Annotated in this window: 15 protein-coding genes; 5 read left to right on the top strand and 10 right to left on the bottom strand. The window is 67.7% G+C overall.

Annotation, left to right across the window (positions count from 1 at the left end; translation table 11 throughout):
- Positions 1–35: 35 nt before the first annotated feature.
- The 4 genes from QP552_RS17465 to QP552_RS17450 form a co-directional block, all read right to left on the bottom strand.
- Positions 36–977, bottom strand: coding sequence for a DegV family protein (locus QP552_RS17465; RefSeq protein WP_286074172.1), 942 nt, complete (start codon positions 975–977; stop codon positions 36–38).
- 95 nt (positions 978–1,072) lie between these two features.
- The gene (locus QP552_RS17460; RefSeq protein ID WP_286074171.1) at positions 1,073–1,705 is read right to left on the bottom strand and encodes a 2-hydroxychromene-2-carboxylate isomerase; all 633 of its coding nucleotides are present in this window, start codon (positions 1,703–1,705) and stop codon (positions 1,073–1,075) included.
- Positions 1,706–1,725: 20 nt separating this feature from the next.
- A complete protein-coding gene (locus tag QP552_RS17455) occupies positions 1,726–2,988 on the bottom strand; it encodes an amidohydrolase family protein (protein WP_286074170.1) in 1,263 nt (420 codons plus the stop codon).
- Positions 2,988–4,397 carry an amidohydrolase gene (locus tag QP552_RS17450; RefSeq protein ID WP_106550730.1) on the bottom strand — a complete coding sequence of 470 codons (1,410 nt, stop codon included), beginning with the start codon at positions 4,395–4,397 and terminating at the stop codon, positions 2,988–2,990. Before QP552_RS17450 ends, QP552_RS17455 begins: the two co-directional genes overlap by 1 nt.
- 153 nt (positions 4,398–4,550) lie before the next feature.
- On the opposite strand from QP552_RS17450, the gene QP552_RS17445 reads away from it, so the two are divergent.
- Both QP552_RS17445 and QP552_RS17440 read left to right on the top strand, forming a co-directional pair.
- Positions 4,551–5,327: an AMP nucleosidase gene (locus QP552_RS17445; protein WP_005414446.1), complete on the top strand. Its 777-nt coding sequence runs from the start codon at positions 4,551–4,553 to the stop codon at positions 5,325–5,327.
- 43 nt (positions 5,328–5,370) lie between these two features.
- Entirely contained in the window at positions 5,371–5,910 is a 540-nt protein-coding gene (locus QP552_RS17440) for a DUF924 family protein (RefSeq protein WP_286074169.1), read from the top strand.
- A gap of 110 nt (positions 5,911–6,020) precedes the next feature.
- Here the strand turns inward: QP552_RS17440 and grxD are convergent, their stop codons facing one another.
- Complete coding sequence (gene grxD, locus QP552_RS17435; protein WP_024956044.1) at positions 6,021–6,947, bottom strand: Grx4 family monothiol glutaredoxin; 927 nt, start codon at positions 6,945–6,947, stop codon at positions 6,021–6,023.
- A 59-nt stretch (positions 6,948–7,006) separates the two neighbouring features.
- Between grxD and QP552_RS17430 the strand changes: the two genes are divergently transcribed.
- Positions 7,007–7,786 (top strand): polysaccharide deacetylase family protein, encoded by a 780-nt coding sequence (locus tag QP552_RS17430; protein ID WP_286074168.1) that lies wholly within the window; start codon positions 7,007–7,009, stop codon positions 7,784–7,786.
- Positions 7,787–7,989: 203 nt separating this feature from the next.
- On the opposite strand, the gene QP552_RS17425 is transcribed toward QP552_RS17430, so the two are convergent.
- Genes QP552_RS17425 through QP552_RS17415 form a run of 3 tightly spaced genes read right to left on the bottom strand, consistent with a single transcriptional unit; the run spans position 7,990 to position 10,603 of the window.
- Positions 7,990–8,703: a class I SAM-dependent methyltransferase gene (locus QP552_RS17425; protein WP_286074167.1), complete on the bottom strand. Its 714-nt coding sequence runs from the start codon at positions 8,701–8,703 to the stop codon at positions 7,990–7,992.
- Between the two features lie 4 nt (positions 8,704–8,707).
- Entirely contained in the window at positions 8,708–9,325 is a 618-nt protein-coding gene (locus tag QP552_RS17420; RefSeq protein WP_286074166.1) for an SGNH/GDSL hydrolase family protein, read from the bottom strand.
- A gap of 3 nt (positions 9,326–9,328) precedes the next feature.
- The gene (locus QP552_RS17415; RefSeq protein WP_005414441.1) at positions 9,329–10,603 is read right to left on the bottom strand and encodes a pyridoxal phosphate-dependent aminotransferase; all 1,275 of its coding nucleotides are present in this window, start codon (positions 10,601–10,603) and stop codon (positions 9,329–9,331) included.
- Between the two features lie 114 nt (positions 10,604–10,717).
- Here QP552_RS17415 and rsgA point away from each other — a divergent pair, with 114 nt between their 5' ends.
- Positions 10,718–11,827, top strand: a complete 1,110-nt coding sequence (rsgA, locus tag QP552_RS17410) for a ribosome small subunit-dependent GTPase A (RefSeq protein WP_106550726.1) — start codon at positions 10,718–10,720, stop codon at positions 11,825–11,827.
- A gap of 126 nt (positions 11,828–11,953) precedes the next feature.
- The gene (locus QP552_RS17405; protein ID WP_106550725.1) at positions 11,954–13,207 is read left to right on the top strand and encodes a flavohemoglobin expression-modulating QEGLA motif protein; all 1,254 of its coding nucleotides are present in this window, start codon (positions 11,954–11,956) and stop codon (positions 13,205–13,207) included.
- A 517-nt stretch (positions 13,208–13,724) separates the two neighbouring features.
- Here QP552_RS17405 and QP552_RS17400 read toward each other — a convergent pair.
- Both QP552_RS17400 and QP552_RS17395 read right to left on the bottom strand, forming a co-directional pair.
- On the bottom strand, positions 13,725–16,028 hold the full coding sequence (locus QP552_RS17400; RefSeq protein ID WP_111113843.1) for a TonB-dependent receptor: 2,304 nt from the start codon (positions 16,026–16,028) through the stop codon (positions 13,725–13,727).
- A 159-nt stretch (positions 16,029–16,187) separates the two neighbouring features.
- Complete coding sequence (locus QP552_RS17395; RefSeq protein WP_286074165.1) at positions 16,188–16,712, bottom strand: hypothetical protein; 525 nt, start codon at positions 16,710–16,712, stop codon at positions 16,188–16,190.
- Positions 16,713–16,883: the final 171 nt, after the last annotated feature.

Here is a 16,883-nt window from a genome sequence, read left to right as displayed (position 1 = left end):
GGAATCGATGTGCAGATTCCAGCCACGGTCGGCCTTCATTCAAACCGATGCGGCCCATCGGCAAAGCCCACGGTGACCGCGCCCTTGCCGACATTGACCATGCCGGTCAGGCTCATCACCGATTCGTACACGGCCACGCCGTGGGTGGCGCAGACCTCCTTCAGCTGGGCGTAGCCGGGCAGGGTGCGCAGCTCGTCCAGTTCTCCGCCGTAGCTGACGCACACCGTCGGCGTCATCAGCCCGGCACGTACGCGCTGGCCGACCACCGCGAACAGCTTCTGCACGGCATTGTCGAAGCCCTTGATCTTGGCCACCGGCCCGGTCTCGCCGCGGTAGCCGTGCAGCACCGGCTTGATGTCCAGTGCGCTGCCCAGCGCCGCGCTGAGCAGGCCAACGCTGCGGTCGCCCTTGTGCCGTGCGCGCGCACGCATGTAGTACAGGTCACGGGTCACCATGTAGCCGTGCACGTTGCCGGCCAGTTCCTCCAGCCGTTCGCGGATCTGCTGCACGCTGGCGTTGCTCTCGCGCAGGCGCACGGCTTCCACCGCGGTCACCGCCTGGGCAGCGAACAGGTTCTGGGTATCGAGCACGCGCAGCGCGAACGGTGAGTTGTAGCCGGCCGACTGCCGCACCGGCTTGTAGTCGTTGAGGATGGCGAAGCTGGCCTGCAGCGCGTTGTCATGGATCGGGCTGCGGGTCTTGGTGATGGTCATGCAGAACACGTGGTCGTAATCGATCACCAGCTGCTGCAGGAACAGGTCGCGGATCTGGTTGACGCTGAAGGGGATGGTTTCCGCTTCAGCGCCATGCTCGGCCACGTGCGCGTGCAGGAAGCTCAGCGTGGCCTGCTCATCGCGGTGATCGGCCAGCAGGGCTTCGCCGATGCGGACGGTGATCGGCAGCAGCACGATGTTGTGCTCGGCAATGAAGTCCTGCGGCAGGTCGCAGGCCGAGTCGACGACGATTCCGATGCGCATCCGCGGCTCCCCCTCCAGGGCGGTTGTAGGTTCGGAAATGTGAAAACTATCTCAAAACCTGGCCGGGCGCGCGAGGGAAACGCGCCACGCCCTGTTCAGCGATTGCGCTGCACCGCCACCGGCAGGCTGTCCAGGCGCTGCCATTCGGGCTGCTGCAGCAGGGCGGGATCGGCCAGCACGGCGGCCATCAGCGGGTGGGCGTCGTTGCCCCAGAACAGTTCCTGGTCGATGGCCAGGGTCGGGACCCCGAACACGCCCGCGCCGATTGCGGCCTCCGTGTTGCGCCGCAGTTGCTCCTTCACCGCCGGATCGGCAATGGCGGTCGCGACATCCTCGATACCCAGCTGCGCACCCGGTTCGCGCAGGGCCTCGGCGCTGTCACCGGCGTGGCCCTCGCGCCAGATCCAGTCGAACAGCACGTCCACCGCCTGAGCGCTGGCCCCGGCAGCCAGGCATAGGCGCAGTGCTGTCAACGGATTGAACGGATGGCCGGGCGGGAAGCGCATCGGGGTGCCCTCGGCCTGCGCGGTCCATTGCAGGTGGCGGTAGGCGAAGCGGCGCTTGGCGGGGATTTCCGCCGGGCCCAGGTTGCCGAGGTGATGCAGCACCGCGCCGAAGGCGATCGGCACGGTCTGGATCTGCGCGAACTGCGGCAGCTGTTTCAGCTTCTGCCAGTGCAGGTAGGAGTAGGGCGAGACAAAATCGAAGTACCAGCGCAGCGTTGCCATCCGTATGTCCTCGTGTGCGGTCAGGGCTGCGCGTTGCGCTGCAGGTAGCGGTCGCGCAGTTCGGTCTGGCGCGAGCGCATCGGCATCGCGCGGCCGCCCAGCCAGACCTGTTCGGCATAGTGCGCCACGTCCAGCGGATCGCCCTCCCACAGCACCAGGTCGGCGCGCTTGCCCGGCTCGATGCTGCCGATCTGGTCGGCCACGCCGAACGCCTGTGCCGGCACCCGGGTCAGCCCGGCCAGGCCGTCGGCCCAGGGCAGGCCGTTGGCCACTGCATTGCCAGCCAGCTGGCGCATCTTGCGCGCGTTGTGGGTGGCGTCGCCGCGCTGCACGAACGACACCGGCACGCCGGCGCGCTGCAGGCGTGCGGCGTTTTCCAGGGTGGCGCCGATCTGGTCGAAGCTGGCCGGCAGGTTGGCCAGCACGTCAACGAACACCGGCACCCGTGCGGCGGCCAGCTCCGGCGCGACCTGCCAGGCTTCGCCGGCACCGGCGATCGCGATCTTCACCTTCTCGCGCGCGGCCCAGCGCAGCAGCTGGCGGATGTCCGAGGCACGATCGACCTCCACCACGATGCGGCCCTGGCCGGCCAGGTAACGGCTGAGCGTGCGGCGCCCGGCCGGGGTCAACAGCGCGTGCGGCGAATCCGCAGCGACCTGACCGCGTGCTTCGTCGACCATCTGCTGCAGCAGCATCCATTGCGCGGCGCGCGAATGCCCGGTCAGCTCCGATGCCGCCGAGCCCAGGCGCAGGAACAGCGCGCGCGGGCCGATCGGGTCGACGCTGCCATCCAGCCGCATCACGCCGCCCTGGCCGGCCACGAAGCCGCCACCGGTGGCGGCGCCGAGTGCGGTGAAGCCAAAACCCTCCAGCCGCGTCACCGGGATCAGCACCGAGGCCGGGTTGTAGGCCAGGGTGACGTCGAATTCCGGGCGCAACGGCTGCTCGCCGAGCTTCAGCGAACTGTCCACCGTGCTCGATTCACCCGAGACCTCTTCGATGCCGGTCTCGGTGATGCCCCCGAACAGGGCCGGGGTCAGCGGCCGCCCATTGGCTTCGACCACGGTCGCTCCCGCCGGTGCGGACAGGCCGGTGCCGACTGCGCGGATGACGCCGCCCTGGACCAGCACATCGGCGTTCTGCAGGCTGCCGCGTGCGCTGGCGGTGTGCACCGTCGCGTTGCGCACCAGCAGGTCCTGCGCCGATGCCGTGGTTGCCAGCAACACCAATGCCACCACGGTAGCGCCGGGCCATGCCCGGCGACGCTTGTTCAACGCGCCCATCAGCGCACCTCCTGGCCAAGCTGGAAATCGGAACGCGGCATGCTTGCCGGCGCGCTTCGGTCGTACAGCCGGCGGCCATCAATGAAGACCTGTTCGGCCAGCGCGTAGGAACTGAAGGGGTTGCCGTTCCACACCACCACGTCGGCCATCTTTCCGGCCTCCAGGGTGCCGGTCTGGCCTTCGATGCCCAGCGCCTTGGCGGCGTTGGCGGTCATCCAGGCAATGGCATGTTCGGGCGTGATCTCCGGCATGCGTGCACGTCGCGCCGAGGCCATCACCTTGGCCGCTTCCTGGTTCAGGCGCTGGATGCCCTCGGGTGAATCGGAATGGACGATGGCGCAGCTGTTCTTCGGGCGGTCGACCAGCGCGATGTTCTCCTGGATGCCGTCGAAGGCTTCCATCTTGAAGCCCCACCAGTCGGCCCACAACGCACCGCAGACGCCGTCGGCGGCCAGCCGGTCGGCCAGCTTGTAGGCCTCCACGCCGTGGTGGAAGGCGGCCACCTTGAAGCCGAATTCCTTGGCCAGGTCGAGCATGGTGGCCATTTCGTCGGCGCGGTAGCAGTGGATGTGCACGCGGATGTCGCCTTCGATGGCGCCGGCCAGCGTGTCCAGCTTGAGATCGCGCTTGCCGCCGGCATCACCGGCGCTGTCGCCCTTGTCGCTGCCGAACCAACCCTTGCGCTTGGCGGGCTTGGGCTTGGTCTTGGCGATGTAGTCGGCGGCATCGATGAAGGCAGCACGGTAGCCGGCCACGTTGCCCATGCGCGTGGCCGGGGCCACGCCCTTGCCTTCGCCGTAGACCCGCTTGGGGTTCTCGCCGCAGGCCATCTTCAGGCCCCACGGTGCGCCGGGGAACTTCATCGCCTGGTAGGTGATGGCCGGTACGTTCTTCAGGGTCACGCCGCGGCCGCCGACCAGGTTGGCCGAGCCGGGCAGCACCTGCATGCTGGTCACGCCGCCGGCCAGCGCCGTGGCGAAGCCCGGGTCCTGCGGCCACACCGAGTGCTCGGCCCAGACATTGGCGGTGACCGGTGCGGTGACTTCGTTGCCGTCGCTGTGCGCGCCAACGCCCGGGCTGGGGTAGACACCCAGGTGCGAGTGCACGTCGATCAGGCCCGGAGTGACCCACTTGCCCTGTGCATCGATGCGGGTGACGCCCGCATCGGCCTGCAGCTGGCGGCCAACGGCGACGATGCGGCCGTCACGCAGCAGCACGTCGGCGTTGTCCAGGCGCTGGCCGGTACCGGTCAGCACCGTGGCGTTCTGGATCAGCACCGGCGCATCAGGATGGGCCTGGTAGGTGCTGGGGTAGGGATCGGCGACGAAGCGCGAGGCGCCCACCGCCGGAGCCGTACTCAATGAAAGCAGTGCCAGGGCCACCCCGGCGCGCAACAACGTCGATGCCATGCAGTTCCCCTTGCAGCCTGGTCCAACCGCCGACGCTAGCCCGGTGGTGGCGGGCTTGCCAAGTGACCTTCTTCACAGGGCGGTCGACGGCGGCTCGACTGCACCGGCCGGGTGGCTGAAAATACCCGGTCCCCCCGCCGTACCGGACCGCCCATGAAGAGCAAGCAGGAAATCGTCGACAACTGGCTGCCCCGGTATACCGGCGTGCCCCTGGACCAGTTCGGCCAGCACATCCTGCTGACCAACTTCGGTGGCTACCTGCACACCTTTTCCGAGCTGACCGGTGCGCCCGTCATCGGCCTGGACCGGCCGATGGCCAGCGCCACGATCGACGGCATCACCATGATCAATTTCGGCATGGGCAGCCCCAATGCCGCGATCATCATGGACCTGCTGTCGGCAGTGATGCCCAAGGCGGTGCTGTTCCTGGGCAAGTGCGGTGGCCTCAAGCGCAAGAACCAGCTGGGTGACCTGGTGCTGCCGATCGCCGCGATCCGTGGCGAGGGCACCTCGGGCGATTACCTGCCGCCGGAAGTACCGGCGCTGCCTGCGTTCGCGCTGCAGCGTGCGGTCTCGACCATGATCCGCGACCTCGGCCACGACTACTGGACGGGTACGGTCTATACCACCAACCGCCGGGTCTGGGAGCACGACGAGGCCTTCAAGGAGCGGCTGCGGGCGATGCGCTGCATGGCCATCGACATGGAAACGGCCACGGTGTTCGCCGCCGGCTTCGCCAACCACATTCCCAGTGGCGCGCTGCTGCTGGTCTCGGACCAGCCGATGATCCCCGATGGGGTCAAGACCGAGGCCTCCGATGCCAAGGTCAGCTCCCAGTTCGTGGAAAACCATATCCAGATCGGTATCGAGGCGCTTAAGCTTATCCGGCGCAACGGCAAGTCGGTCCGCCACCTGCGCTTCGACGAATGATGATGATGGCCTGGCGCGGCGCGCCGGCCCTGGGGAGTAGGTGATGGACGTTGCCGCGCAAGTGGTGGAATTCTGGAAAGAAGCGGGCCCTGCGAAGTGGTTCGCCCGCGACGATGCGTTCGACGCGCAGTTCCACCAGTTGTTCCTGGATGAGCATTTCGCCGCCGCTTCGCGCGCGCGCGAGCATTGGCTGGGCAGTGCCGAAGGGGCATTGGCGCTGATGCTGCTGCTGGACCAGTTCCCGCGCAACTGCTTCCGTGGGACCGCCCATTCCTACGCCACCGATGGCCTGGCCCGGCACTACGCCATGCGCGCCATCGAGGAAGGCCTGGACCTGCAGCTGGTACCGAAGCTGCGCGCCTTCATCTACCTGCCGTTCGAGCACTCCGAGGATCCGATGGACCAGGACCGTTCGGTGGCGATGTTCGACGTGCTGGGTGACAAGGAGTACCTGCAGTACGCCGAACTGCATCGCGACATCATCCGCCGCTTCGGGCGCTTCCCGCATCGCAATGCCGTGCTCGGTCGCTTGCCCACGGCGGAAGAGCTGGATTACCTGGCCGAAGGCGGGTTTGCCGGCTAACCGGAGACTGCGCCATCCACGCATGGCGTGGATCTACTGGAAACGCCCGATGCTGCACACGGAAACGCCGGCTTGCGCCGGCGTTTTTCGTGCTCATTGATCGCAGCCGATCAGTACTTCGGCACGCCGTTGTCGACGTCTTCGGACCAGGCATTGATGCCGCCGGTGACGTTGAACACCTTGGTGAAGCCCAGTGCACGGAACTGCTCGGCAGCCTGTGCGCTGCGGCCGCCGTGGTGGCACATGAAGGCCAGCGCGGTGTCCTTCGGCAGGGCTTCCAGCTCCGCACGGCCGTTGCCGTCGAAGCTCCTGAACGGCACGCCGACGGCTGCGATGGCGCGCTCGTCGGCCGGGCGCACGTCCACCAGGGTGATGTTGCCGGCGCGCACCAGGTCGTCGGCATCACGCACGCTGATTTCCTGTACCGGCTTCGGTGCGTTCGGGTTGTCGATCGCCAGGCCCTTGCCGCGGATGTCGTCCACCCAGTCGATGGTGATGCCGTTGGCGCGACGGGCGCTGGACAGGTCGAACTGCACGCGCAGGCCATTGGACTCGGCAGCGATCGCGCCTTCGTCATGCGGGGCCAGCTGGAAGTTCGGCTGGAAGCCGGCGTCGATGGTCAGCTGCAGGGCAGCGCCCGGGGCGTCGGCCAGCGCGCCCTTGAGCATTTCCACGGCGGCCGGGGTGACGGTGATGCTCGGCGGGGTGCGGTCCGGTGCGGCCAGGCCCAGCACGCTGCTCAGCTCGCCGCTGGCGGCCATCTGCAGCACGATGTCGCTGCCGCCGACCAGTTCGCCGTCGATGTACAGCTGCGGGATGGTCGGCCAGTCGCCGTAGGCCTTGATGCCTTCACGGATTTCCTGGTCGGCCAGCACGTTGACGTGGGCGAACTCGACACCGAGGTCCTGCAGCGCGCCCACGGCCTTGGCCGAGAAACCACACTGCGGCATCGACGGCTGGCCCTTCATGAACAGCACGACGCGGTTGGCGTTGAGGATGGATTCGATGCGCGAACGCAGGGCGGGATCGAGGGACATGGACGTCGGGGTTCCGGGAATTCGAATCATCAATTCTAACCCCCATGGCATCATGGGGGATGAGCAACGCAGGAACATTGCATCGCATCCCGGCCCGCCCCTGGCGCTGGCTGCCCTGGCTGGTGGCGTCGCAGCTGGCCGTGATCCTGGTCTGGGTACAGGCTGGGTGGCACTGGGGGCTGCCGCTGATGGTGGCCAGCCATGCGCTGTTCATGGTGCCGGTGTTCCTGCCCAACAGCCGTTTCTACGCGCCGGTACTGAGCCGGGTGCCGGACGCCGGCAACAGTGTCTGGCTGACGATCGATGACGGCCCCGGCCCGGAAACCCGTGCCGTGCTCGATCTGCTGGACCGCCACCAGGCGCGTGCGACCTTCTTCCTGGTGGGGGACCGTGCGCAGGCGCAGCCGGAACTGGTGGCCGAGATCCTGCGCCGTGGCCACGATCTGGGCAATCACAGTCTCAGCCACCCGCAGGCCCGCTTCTGGCGCCTGGGCCCAGCGGCGATGCGGGCCGAGATCGAAGGCTGCCAGCATGCACTGCAGGCCCTGAGCGGGCATCCGGTGCGCTGGTATCGCTCGGTGGTGGGCATGACCAACCCGTTCGTGGCGCCGGTGCTGAAGGCGCTGGGCCTGGTGCGCGTGGGCTGGAGCGCGCGCGGATACGACGGCGTCGGCTGCACCCCGGAGGGCGTGCTGGCGCGGTTGCTGCCGGACCTGCGCCCAGGGGCCATCGTGCTGCTGCATGAGGGCGCCGCCCACGGCCACAATCTGGTGATCATCGAGCGCGTGCTGCAGGCGTTGGAAGAGCGCGGCTTGAAGGCGCAGCTGCCTGACTCGTAGCACCGGGTTCTGGCCGCGTGGAGCAGCCGAGCGTGGGCTCGGCTCTACAAGGGCTGGTGATCATCCTGTAGCGCCCGAGCCGATGCTCGGGCGGCGGTGCGCAGCGCCGGAAAACGTCGGAGAGCAGCCGAGCGTGGGCTCGGCTCTACAGCGGCTGGCGATCATCGTGTAGCGCCCGAGCCGATGCCCGGGTGGGAGGCACGTCAGGGGCGTTCGGCCACCAGCAGCCAGCTGTTGAACGGCGTACGCCCGTGCAGTGGCCGGGGGGCGGTCACCTGTAATCCTGCTTCGGCAAGCGTCGCCTGCAATACCAGTGGATCGGGGTAGTGGCGCGGCCGCGTGCCCATCCAGCCGACCAGCCAGGCCAGCCGGTCCGCCACCCGCGTGGTGCGGTCGCGGCCATCGCCGGTGGCCAGCGGCGTGCGCAGCAGCATGCGGCCGCCGGGGGGCACCCGTGCACTGGCCGCGCGCAGCAGTGCCTGTTGTGGGCCCGCGTCCAGGTACTGCAGCACGTCCAGCAGCAGGACGTGCCCGGCCTGCGCCGGCAGTGGCGCCTGCACGTCCACGCAGTCGAAGCGCACGTCACGCAGCTCGACGGCGGCACGTTGCGCGCGGGCGATCTTGCCGGCGTCCACGTCCACGCCCAGGTAGCGCTGGGTGCCGCCGCGCTGGCGCAGTACATGGGCGAACAGGCCCAGCCCGCAGCCGAGGTCCAGCACCGGCTGCCCGTCGTCAGGCAGATGCTGCAGCACGCCGTCGTACAGCGGATCGCTGCCGAGCTTGCCGCGGGTGTAGTAGTAGTCGCGGCGGCTGCCCCAGGCCTGCGCCGGGCGGAACGCTTCGGCGATCAAGCGGGCCTGCGCGGCCGTCAGGGGAGCACAGGGCAGGGGCGGGCCGTTCCGTGGCGTGCCGTCCATCGCCTCAGTCCGTGCCGCCAAGCAGATGCGCGGCAACCGGCAGCGCGCACGCGCTCCACAGCGCGTACATCCGTGCTGAAGGATGCAGGCCGTCCTCGGCGATCATCGTCGGGTCTTCGCCCTGCGCGCGGCTGATGTCGGTGATGTCGACGAAGGCCACGCCGTGCCGGGTACTGATCACCTCGGCGGCGGCATTGAACTCGTCGGTCTCGATCTCGATCGCGGCCAGGTCGCGGCCACTGCCGGCACCGAACGGGGTGGCGCCCCAATCGGGGAAGGACAGCACCAGCACCCGGCCGGCATCACCGCCGGCAAAGCCGATCGCCCGCTGCAGCAGGGCCTGGAACTGGCTGCGGTACTCGTCCAGCGGACGCCCGCGGTACTGGTTGTTGACGCCGATCAGCAGACTGACGAAATCGAACGGGCCCTGCGGTGCAGCCGCGTCGATACCCGCATCGAGCTCGTCGGTCGTCCAGCCGGTGGTCGCAATGGTCTGCGGGTCGGCCAGCGCCACGTCCTGCGCGCGCAGCGCGGCGGCCAGCTGGTGCGGCCAACGGCCTTCGACTGCAACCGCTTCACCGATGGTGTACGAATCGCCCAGCGCCAGGTAGGACAACGCCACGGCTCAGGCCACCGAACGGCGCGGCTTCAGCGGCACGACTTTGGTCGCATCCTCGGCACGGCGCGCCAGCACACGGTCGATGCGGGCGAACACATCGCGCATCACCGAGGCTTCCGGCATCAGGGTCACGCGGAAATGATGGCGGTAGGGCACGTTGAAGCTTGAGCCCGGCACCACCAGCACACCTTCGTTGTTCATCAGGTCCAGCGCGAAATTGTGGTCGTCGAAGCCCTTGGCAGCGGCGCCGACCACGGCCGGGAACGCGTACAGCGCGCCGGCCGGCGCGACCAGCGACAGGTGCTCGCTGGCTTCGCAGGCCTCGATCACCGCGCGGCGGGTTTCATACAGGCGGCCGCCCGGCGTGCACAGCTCGGAGATGGTGTCCGGGCCGTTCACCGCCGCCTCGATGGCGTACTGGCCCGGCACGTTGGCGCACAGGCGCAGCGCGCCCAACAGGTCCAGCGCGGCGCGGAAGTCACCGAGGCGGGCATCGTCGCCGCTGAGGTGGGCCCAGCCCACGCGCCAGCCGCAGGCGCGGTGCACCTTGCTCAGGCCGCTGAAGGTCAGGCACGGATGGTCGCCGGCCAGCGGCGCGACCGGCTGGAACACCGCGTCGTCGTACAGGATCTGGTCGTAGATCTCATCGACCAGCAGCAGCAGGTTGTGGCGGCGCGCGATCTCGACCACGCGCTCCAGCAGTTCGCGCGGGTAGCTGGCGCCGCTGGGATTGTTCGGATTGATCAGCACGATGGCGCGGGTGCGCGAAGAGACCAGCGTCTCGATCTCGCTCGGGTCCGGCTGGAAGCCGTTCTCCGGCGCGCAGCGGTAGTACACCGGGCGGCCATCGTTGAGGATGGTCGAAGCCGACCACAGGGGGTAGTCTGGCGAGGGCACCAGCACTTCATCGCCCGGGTTGAGCAGCGCACGCAGCGACAGGTCGATCAGCTCGCTGACGCCGTTGCCGAGGAAGACGCGGTCCGGATGTGCATCGGGCGCGCCACGACGGGCGTAGTAGCTGGCGATGGCTTCGCGCGCCACCGGCAGGCCCTGCTGGTGGGTGTACGGGTCGGTGCGGCCCATGTCGTCGGCGATCGCGCGCTGCAGGTGCTCGGGCGCGCGGAAACCGAAAGCACCCGGATTGCCGATGTTGAGCTTGATCAGCTTGCGGCCCTGCGCCTCCAGCTCCCGGGCTCGCCGCGCCAGTTCTCCGCGGATTTCGTAGCGCACTTCGGAAAGGCGCTCGCGGATGGCCAGGGGCTTGGGCGAGTTGGTGGACATGGGAGCTGGGCCGTCAAAAGGCATGGGGCTTCCATCCTACCGGAATTGCTGCAATGCATGGCAAGGGCTCCGGGCCCGTCACTGCTGGGCTGGCAGGGCGCTGGCACAGGTAGAATGGCGGCGATGACCCAGACCCCCGATTTCATCGCCCTGCAGACCATCGGCTGGCCCTGGCCGGGCCCGCCGCAGCAGGCCGACTGGCAGGCCGCGATGGCCGCGCACCCGCAGGCCCGCCCGGCACGGGTGATCGAACAGCACCGCACCCACTACGTGGTGGCCGATGGCCCGGACGCCTCGATCAAGGCCGAGTCGCTGCCCGAATGGCAGCGCCCGCGCTTCCCCAGCCATGAACGGCCGGCGGTGGGCGACTGGGTGCTGCTCGACGGCATCCGCATCGTCGCCCTGCTGCCGCGACGTACCGCGATCAAGCGCGGTGCGGCAGGCGAGCATTACCACCAGCAGGTGATCGCGGCCAACATCGATACGGTGTTCATCGTCTGTGGGCTGGATGCCGACTTCAACCCGCGCCGCATCGAGCGCTACCTGCTGCTGGTCGGCGGTGGCGGTGCCGAGCCGGTCGTGGTGCTGACCAAGGCCGACCAGACCGAGTACAGCGAAGACGCACTGGCGGTGCTGGAAGAGCTGGAGATGCAGGGTATCGCCCTGCATGCGATCAACGGCCTGGATGCCGACAGCGTTGCCGTGCTGCAACCGTGGCTGGGCCCGGGCCGCACCGTGGTGCTGGTCGGCTCCTCGGGTGCCGGCAAGTCCACGTTGACCAACACGCTGCTCGGCGAGCAGCGGATGAAGACCAACGCGGTGCGTGCCAACGATTCGCGCGGACGACACACCACCACCCATCGCGCGCTGATGCCGCTGCCGACGGGCGCCTGCCTGATCGACACCCCCGGCATGCGCGAGCTGAAGCCGACCGGTGAAGAGACGCTGTCCGAAGGTGGCTTCGCCGATATCGAAGCGCTGGCCGCACAGTGCCGCTTCAACGACTGCAAGCACCAGCAGGAACCGGGCTGTGCCGTGCGTGCAGCGATCGAAGCCGGCGAGATCGAGGAGAGCCGGCTGCTGAACTACTTCAAGCTGAAGGAAGAAGTGGCCGCCGCCGCTGCCAAGCTGGCCGTTCGCCAGGCCGAGACCGCGCAGGAGCGTGGTGGCAGGAAGGGCAAGGGCCAGCAGTTCCGCCCGGCCGGAAAGCCGCGTAGGCGGTAACAAGGCAGCCGAGCATGGGCTCGGCTCTACACTTGGTTCGCGGTGGAGTCATTCCCTGTAGCGCCCGAGCCGATGCTCGGGCGGCGGCGCACGGCGCCGGACACGGCAGGGCGCTATAGTCCGCCCATGGAACCGACCGCGACGCTGGACCGTGACGTGGCCCACCATGCAGCGCTCGACGCGCGCCTGGTCGAGGCCGTGGGAGGCATCCGCCTGCTGGGCCTGACCAGCTGGCCGGCAACGCTGCAGGCGCCGTTCCTGGAAAGCGTGGCACGTGGGCAACCGGTGCTGCCGAAGGTGGACTACCCGAGGCTGGATTTCAGCGAGGAGCGCCGCGCGCTGGCCGCGATCGCCGCCGACTGCGATGACACTCATCCGCTGGGCCACTACGTGCGGCAGTCGGCGCAGAGCTGGGACCTGGCCGCGCAGCTGCTGGAAGGGTTGGGCACGGCTGCGGTCGATACCTGTTCGGTGCAGCTGTTCGGCGCCCCCGAGCAGCCGCTGCCTGGCAATGGCCCAAGCACGCGCGAAGCGGCGCGTCACTTCATCCAGATTGCTGCCGAACTCGATCATGAACTGCTGGCGCCGGAAGAGCAGGTGCCGGTCTCGGCCATTGCCCTGCAGCTGCAGCTGCAGAATGACCTCGATGCGTTCTTCGAATCGCGCATCATCCAGGTGCAGCTCGATCCGGAGCTGGTGTCCAAGGCCGCTGCCGGCCCGACCCGCATCCGCCTGCGCACCAGCGCGCGCTTCAGTGCCTACGACCGTGCTCAGCTGTTCCACCATGAAGCGTTGGTGCATTCGCTGACCGCATTGAATGGCCGCGAACAGCCGGTGCTGCCCAGCCTGGCATTGTCGTCGCCGCGGGTGACCGCGACCCAGGAAGGGTTGGCGACGTTTGCTGAGCAGATCACTGGCAGCATCGACATCGAGCGCCTGAAGCGCATCAGCCTGCGCACCGAAGCGATCGCGATGGCCCGCGAAGGCGCCGATTTCATCGAGGTGTTCCGCTACTTCTGCGCTGCCGGGCAGAACGCCGAAGAGAGCTTTGCGTCGGCACAGCGCGTGTTCCGTGGGGTGCCGCCAAGTGGCGGCCTGGCCTTCACCAAGGACACGGTGTACCTGCGCGGGCTGGTGTCGGTGCACACGTTCTTCCGCCACATGCTGGCCGAGGACCGCCTGCAGGTCTGCCGCTGGTTGTTTGCCGGAAAGATGAGCCTGACCGATGCGATCGCGTTCGCGCCGTTGTTCGAGGCCGGCGTGTTGAAGCCGCCGCGCTGGCTGCCACACTGGGTGAGCCGGGCGAATGGGCTGGCCGGGATGCTGGCGTTTTCGCTGTTCGCCAACCGGATACGGATGGACCAGCTGGCGCCGGAATGAAAGGCGTTGGCGGACGCTCCAGCGCCTGCCTGCTATCGGTGGGGAGGAGGCGGGGCACCCTGGCCAGGACACGCAAAAGCCCCTCCATGGTGCTCGATGGCGCCATCCATGGCGCCAACGGTCCTGGCCAGGGTGCCCCGCCTCCTCCAGACAGTTTTCTGCGGGCGCGGTAGCAGGTCCACCAGAGGGATTGCGTTTGAAAAGCTTGAAAAGCAAAGAGCCGGGCATTGCCCGGCTCTTTGCTTTTGCTCTTCTTTGCCTTCCGCACCGTGACGCGGGAAACCGTTGAGCAGGGTCGGATGGGTCGGCGCAGGACCGTTGGCGCCATGGATGGCGCCATCGAGCCCCCAAGGGTGAGGGCGCTTTGCTTGCGAAGCACTGCTTCGCAAGCGCCCGAACGCACAGCCGCCAGCGGCTGGGCCGGACCGCGAAGCGGGGTTTACGGCGTGTCCTGCGCCGGCCCATCCGGCCCTGCCCCGCAGCGGTAATCAAGACGCCGCGGGGCAACGCTTTCGACTTAGAACTCCGCCGCCACCGTCATGAACACCTGCCGCGGCGCGCTCGCATGGATCGCATACCGCGTGCCCTTCGGATCGGTCGGTGCGAACGAACTCAGCTGGCCCGCATAGCGCTTGTTGGTCAGGTTGGTCGCATTCAACGACACCCGCACGTTGCGCAGACCCAGGCCCGGGCCGAAGTCGTAGCCTGCACCGGCGTCGAAGGTGGTCACGCCCGGCACCGACTGGTCGTTGGTGTAGGTGTAGTAGCGCTTGCCGGTGTACTTGGCACGCAGGCTGGCGAAGAAGCCGTCGCGGTTCCAGCTGATCTCGCTGGAGGCCATGCGCTGCGGCGTATCCACCGTGATCTTGCCGGCCACCGGCACGATCGCGCCGCCCGAGGTGTAGTCATCCTCGTAGGTGGTCTTGTTCCAGGACAGCGCGTTGTACCACTGCAGGCCGTCGATCGGCTTGAGGATGAAGGTCAGCTCCGCACCGTGGCTCTTCACCGAACCGACGTTGATGAAGCGCGTCACGCACTCCGGACGCGTGCCGACTTCGATGCTCGAGCACGGGTTCAGCGACAGCAGGCGGTTGTCGAACTTCACGTTGTAGGCGGCGATCGAGGCCTGGTACTTCTCGCCAAAGGTACGGAAGCCGGCTTCAAGGCTCTTGGACTTCTCCGGCTCCAGGCCGGCGCTGGCCGCGAACGATTCCGGCGACACCTGCAACGGGCCACCGCTGCCGCCGCCGACGAAGGCGGCGATGTTCTCTGCGTACGAAGCGAACAGCTCGTTGTTGGCGTTGAGCTTGAAGCCCAGGCCCACCTGCGGCAGCACCGACTTCTTGGCGGTCAGCGTGCCCGAGGCGATGCTGGTTTCCACGCCCGGCTGGGCGGTGGCGCGCATGCGGGTGTTCGGGCTCTTGATACCGACATCCACGGTCAGGCGCTGATCGAGGAAGCGCATGCGGTCCTGCACGTAGAACTGGCGCGTGCGGATGTCGAAGTCCTGGTTGAACAGCAGGCGGTCCGGGTTCTTCAGGTACAGGTCGTCCAGGAACGGGCCGCTGATGTAGTAGAAGTTGCGCGACACGTTATGGTCGTTCTGCTCGTACCACAGGCCGGCTTCCAGTTCGTGGATGCCCACCGTCCACGACAGCGCGGCGGTCAGGCCATCGCGGTTGATCGTGTAGTTGGTGCTGCGGATGGAGATCGGCAGCATCTTGTCGGTGCCCGGGTAGGACGGCTGGCCCGGTGCCCACCAGTGGCCCTGGCCACGGTTGTCATGGTGATAGGCCAGCAGCTTCAGGCGGCCCTGTTCACCCAGGCGCAGGTCGGCGTCGACCGAGTACAGGTTGTCGTCACGCAGCGCGCGGCTCTGGTAGTAGGCATCGTCGATGCTGTTGACGCCGCCGCTGAACTTGCAGCGTGCCTTGTTGTAGGTGCCCGGTGCGCAGTACGCGGCAGCGACGGCGCGATCCCAGTCCGGCGCATAGATGTTCCAGTCGTAGCCCAGGCCACGTGCCAGCATGTCCTTGGACAGGTAGGCGTAGTTGGCCTGGCTGGCGCGCGAGGTCGCCACGAACGCGCCGAAGCGGTGGTCGCCGACATTCCACACCGCCTTGGCGTTGAACTGGCGCGTGGTCTGGTTCTGGTACGGCGCGGCCCACATGTCCTGGTCCTGGTGCACGCCGGACACGTAGGCCGAGAAACCGTTGATGTCGCCGGTATCCACGCGCAGGTAGCCACGGCGCTGGCTGTCGTCGCCAACGGTGACGCTGGCGCGGCCGCCGAATTCGGTGGACGGGTCCATCGAGAAGTACTGGATGGTGCCACCCAGGTTGCTGGTCGAGGCCACGCCCAGCGAACCGATGCCCTGCGACAGCTCTGCGCCGGCCAGGTTCTCGGCGATGATCGCGCGGGCGATGCTCAGGCCGTTGTAGTTGCCGTAGCTGTTGTCACCCAGCGGGATGCCGTCCAGCGTATAGCCGAGGCGGCTCTTGTCGAAGCCGCGCAGGCTGATGGTCTGCGATTCCTCGTTGGCACCGAAGGCGTCGTTGGACTGCACCGACACGCCCGGCAGGCGGTCGAGGATCTTCTGGCCGCTGGTGCCCGGCGGCAGCACCTGCTTGTCGACGGCGGTGATGCGCTGCACCTGGCGGGTCTCGCCCTGGCCGATCACGGAGACGGTATCCAGCGTCTGCGCGCTCAGCGCGGCATCGGTGCTGGCGTTGGCGCCGGTATCGGCGGCGGTGGCGGCATGTGCGCTGGCGGCGGCGGAGAGCGCGATCGCCACGGCGATCGTCAGGTGTCGGGTCTGCATGGTGGTCCGTTGCATTGGGGGTGGTCACCGGCACGCGTGCGCGGTGCATGGCCACTATGCGAACGGAACATGAAACCTTCTTTACGAAAAACCAACGAACGATGCAGGGCACTGATTCGTGTCCTGCAACATGTTCGTCATGGTGGTGTGTCGGGGGAATCAGAAGCGCTTCCCTGGCCAGCTCAACGTGAGCTGGTTCATGCAGTCGCGGTCATGTTCGGAGAACGAGAATCCGATCTGGATACCGTTCACCACCGTGCCGAACACCGTGGACTCGTCGAGGCTATGCCCTGATGGAACGGAAAGGACATTGAAGGCGGGGTAGCGACGACCCATCTGTTCTCGCGAGATGCAGGCACCGCCCAGCGAGAGCGTGACGCCCTTGATGATTCGCCCGGACGCATCGGTGTAGATCTGGCCAGAAGGCCCTTTGATCCGCCCGGCGATCACGAAGGGTGCCAGATCGATGGTGGCGCTGTCGCCCCGGCCCCTTCTTGCTTCCGAACGCGAGCCGGGTGGAGCCAGCGGCGACAGCTGCGCGACAAGGTCAGAGCGCGCCAGCTGCAAGGACCAGCGTTCCACGAGCCGCCATGTTGCACCCGCCTCTTCCGCAGTGGCAGTGGGTGGCGTGGCCGCCAGTGGCGGGCTGGCGACCACAAGAAGCGCAATCAGCAATGCACGCATGCCTACCTCCTTGATCCGCGATTCCGGCCGTTCGTCCATCGGGCTCAGCGAGCGTTGGCAGGTATAGCACCGGTTCTGCCGATGTATCGGGCAATGCGTCCCGAATATGCAGAAGCAAAAAAGGGGCCGGATCCCCCTCGCAAGCGAAGGTTCACCGGCCCCGCGCACTCC

Source organism: Stenotrophomonas sp. 59, assembly GCF_030291095.1.
Classification (GTDB): Bacteria; Pseudomonadota; Gammaproteobacteria; order Xanthomonadales; family Xanthomonadaceae; genus Stenotrophomonas; species Stenotrophomonas maltophilia_Q.
The sequence above is the reverse complement of the archived record's forward strand: the minus strand, read 5'-3'. Positions and strand labels throughout refer to the sequence as shown.

Bases quoted from the DNA above. Each gene is read 5' to 3' on its own strand.
- QP552_RS17430 (WP_286074168.1), top strand. From the start codon at position 7,007: ATGAGCAACGCAGGAACATTGCATCGCATCCCGGCCCGCCCCTGGCGC.
- QP552_RS17445 (WP_005414446.1), top strand. From the start codon at position 4,551: ATGAAGAGCAAGCAGGAAATCGTCGACAACTGGCTGCCCCGGTATACC.
- QP552_RS17440 (WP_286074169.1), top strand. From the start codon at position 5,371: ATGGACGTTGCCGCGCAAGTGGTGGAATTCTGGAAAGAAGCGGGCCCT.
- QP552_RS17455 (WP_286074170.1), bottom strand. From the start codon at position 2,988: ATGGGCGCGTTGAACAAGCGTCGCCGGGCATGGCCCGGCGCTACCGTG.
- QP552_RS17465 (WP_286074172.1), bottom strand. From the start codon at position 977: ATGCGCATCGGAATCGTCGTCGACTCGGCCTGCGACCTGCCGCAGGAC.
- QP552_RS17425 (WP_286074167.1), bottom strand. From the start codon at position 8,703: ATGGACGGCACGCCACGGAACGGCCCGCCCCTGCCCTGTGCTCCCCTG.
- QP552_RS17405 (WP_106550725.1), top strand. From the start codon at position 11,954: ATGGAACCGACCGCGACGCTGGACCGTGACGTGGCCCACCATGCAGCG.
- QP552_RS17400 (WP_111113843.1), bottom strand. From the start codon at position 16,028: ATGCAGACCCGACACCTGACGATCGCCGTGGCGATCGCGCTCTCCGCC.
- grxD (WP_024956044.1), bottom strand. From the start codon at position 6,947: ATGTCCCTCGATCCCGCCCTGCGTTCGCGCATCGAATCCATCCTCAAC.
- QP552_RS17450 (WP_106550730.1), bottom strand. From the start codon at position 4,397: ATGGCATCGACGTTGTTGCGCGCCGGGGTGGCCCTGGCACTGCTTTCA.
- QP552_RS17415 (WP_005414441.1), bottom strand. From the start codon at position 10,603: ATGTCCACCAACTCGCCCAAGCCCCTGGCCATCCGCGAGCGCCTTTCC.
- QP552_RS17460 (WP_286074171.1), bottom strand. From the start codon at position 1,705: ATGGCAACGCTGCGCTGGTACTTCGATTTTGTCTCGCCCTACTCCTAC.
- QP552_RS17395 (WP_286074165.1), bottom strand. From the start codon at position 16,712: ATGCGTGCATTGCTGATTGCGCTTCTTGTGGTCGCCAGCCCGCCACTG.
- rsgA (WP_106550726.1), top strand. From the start codon at position 10,718: ATGGCGGCGATGACCCAGACCCCCGATTTCATCGCCCTGCAGACCATC.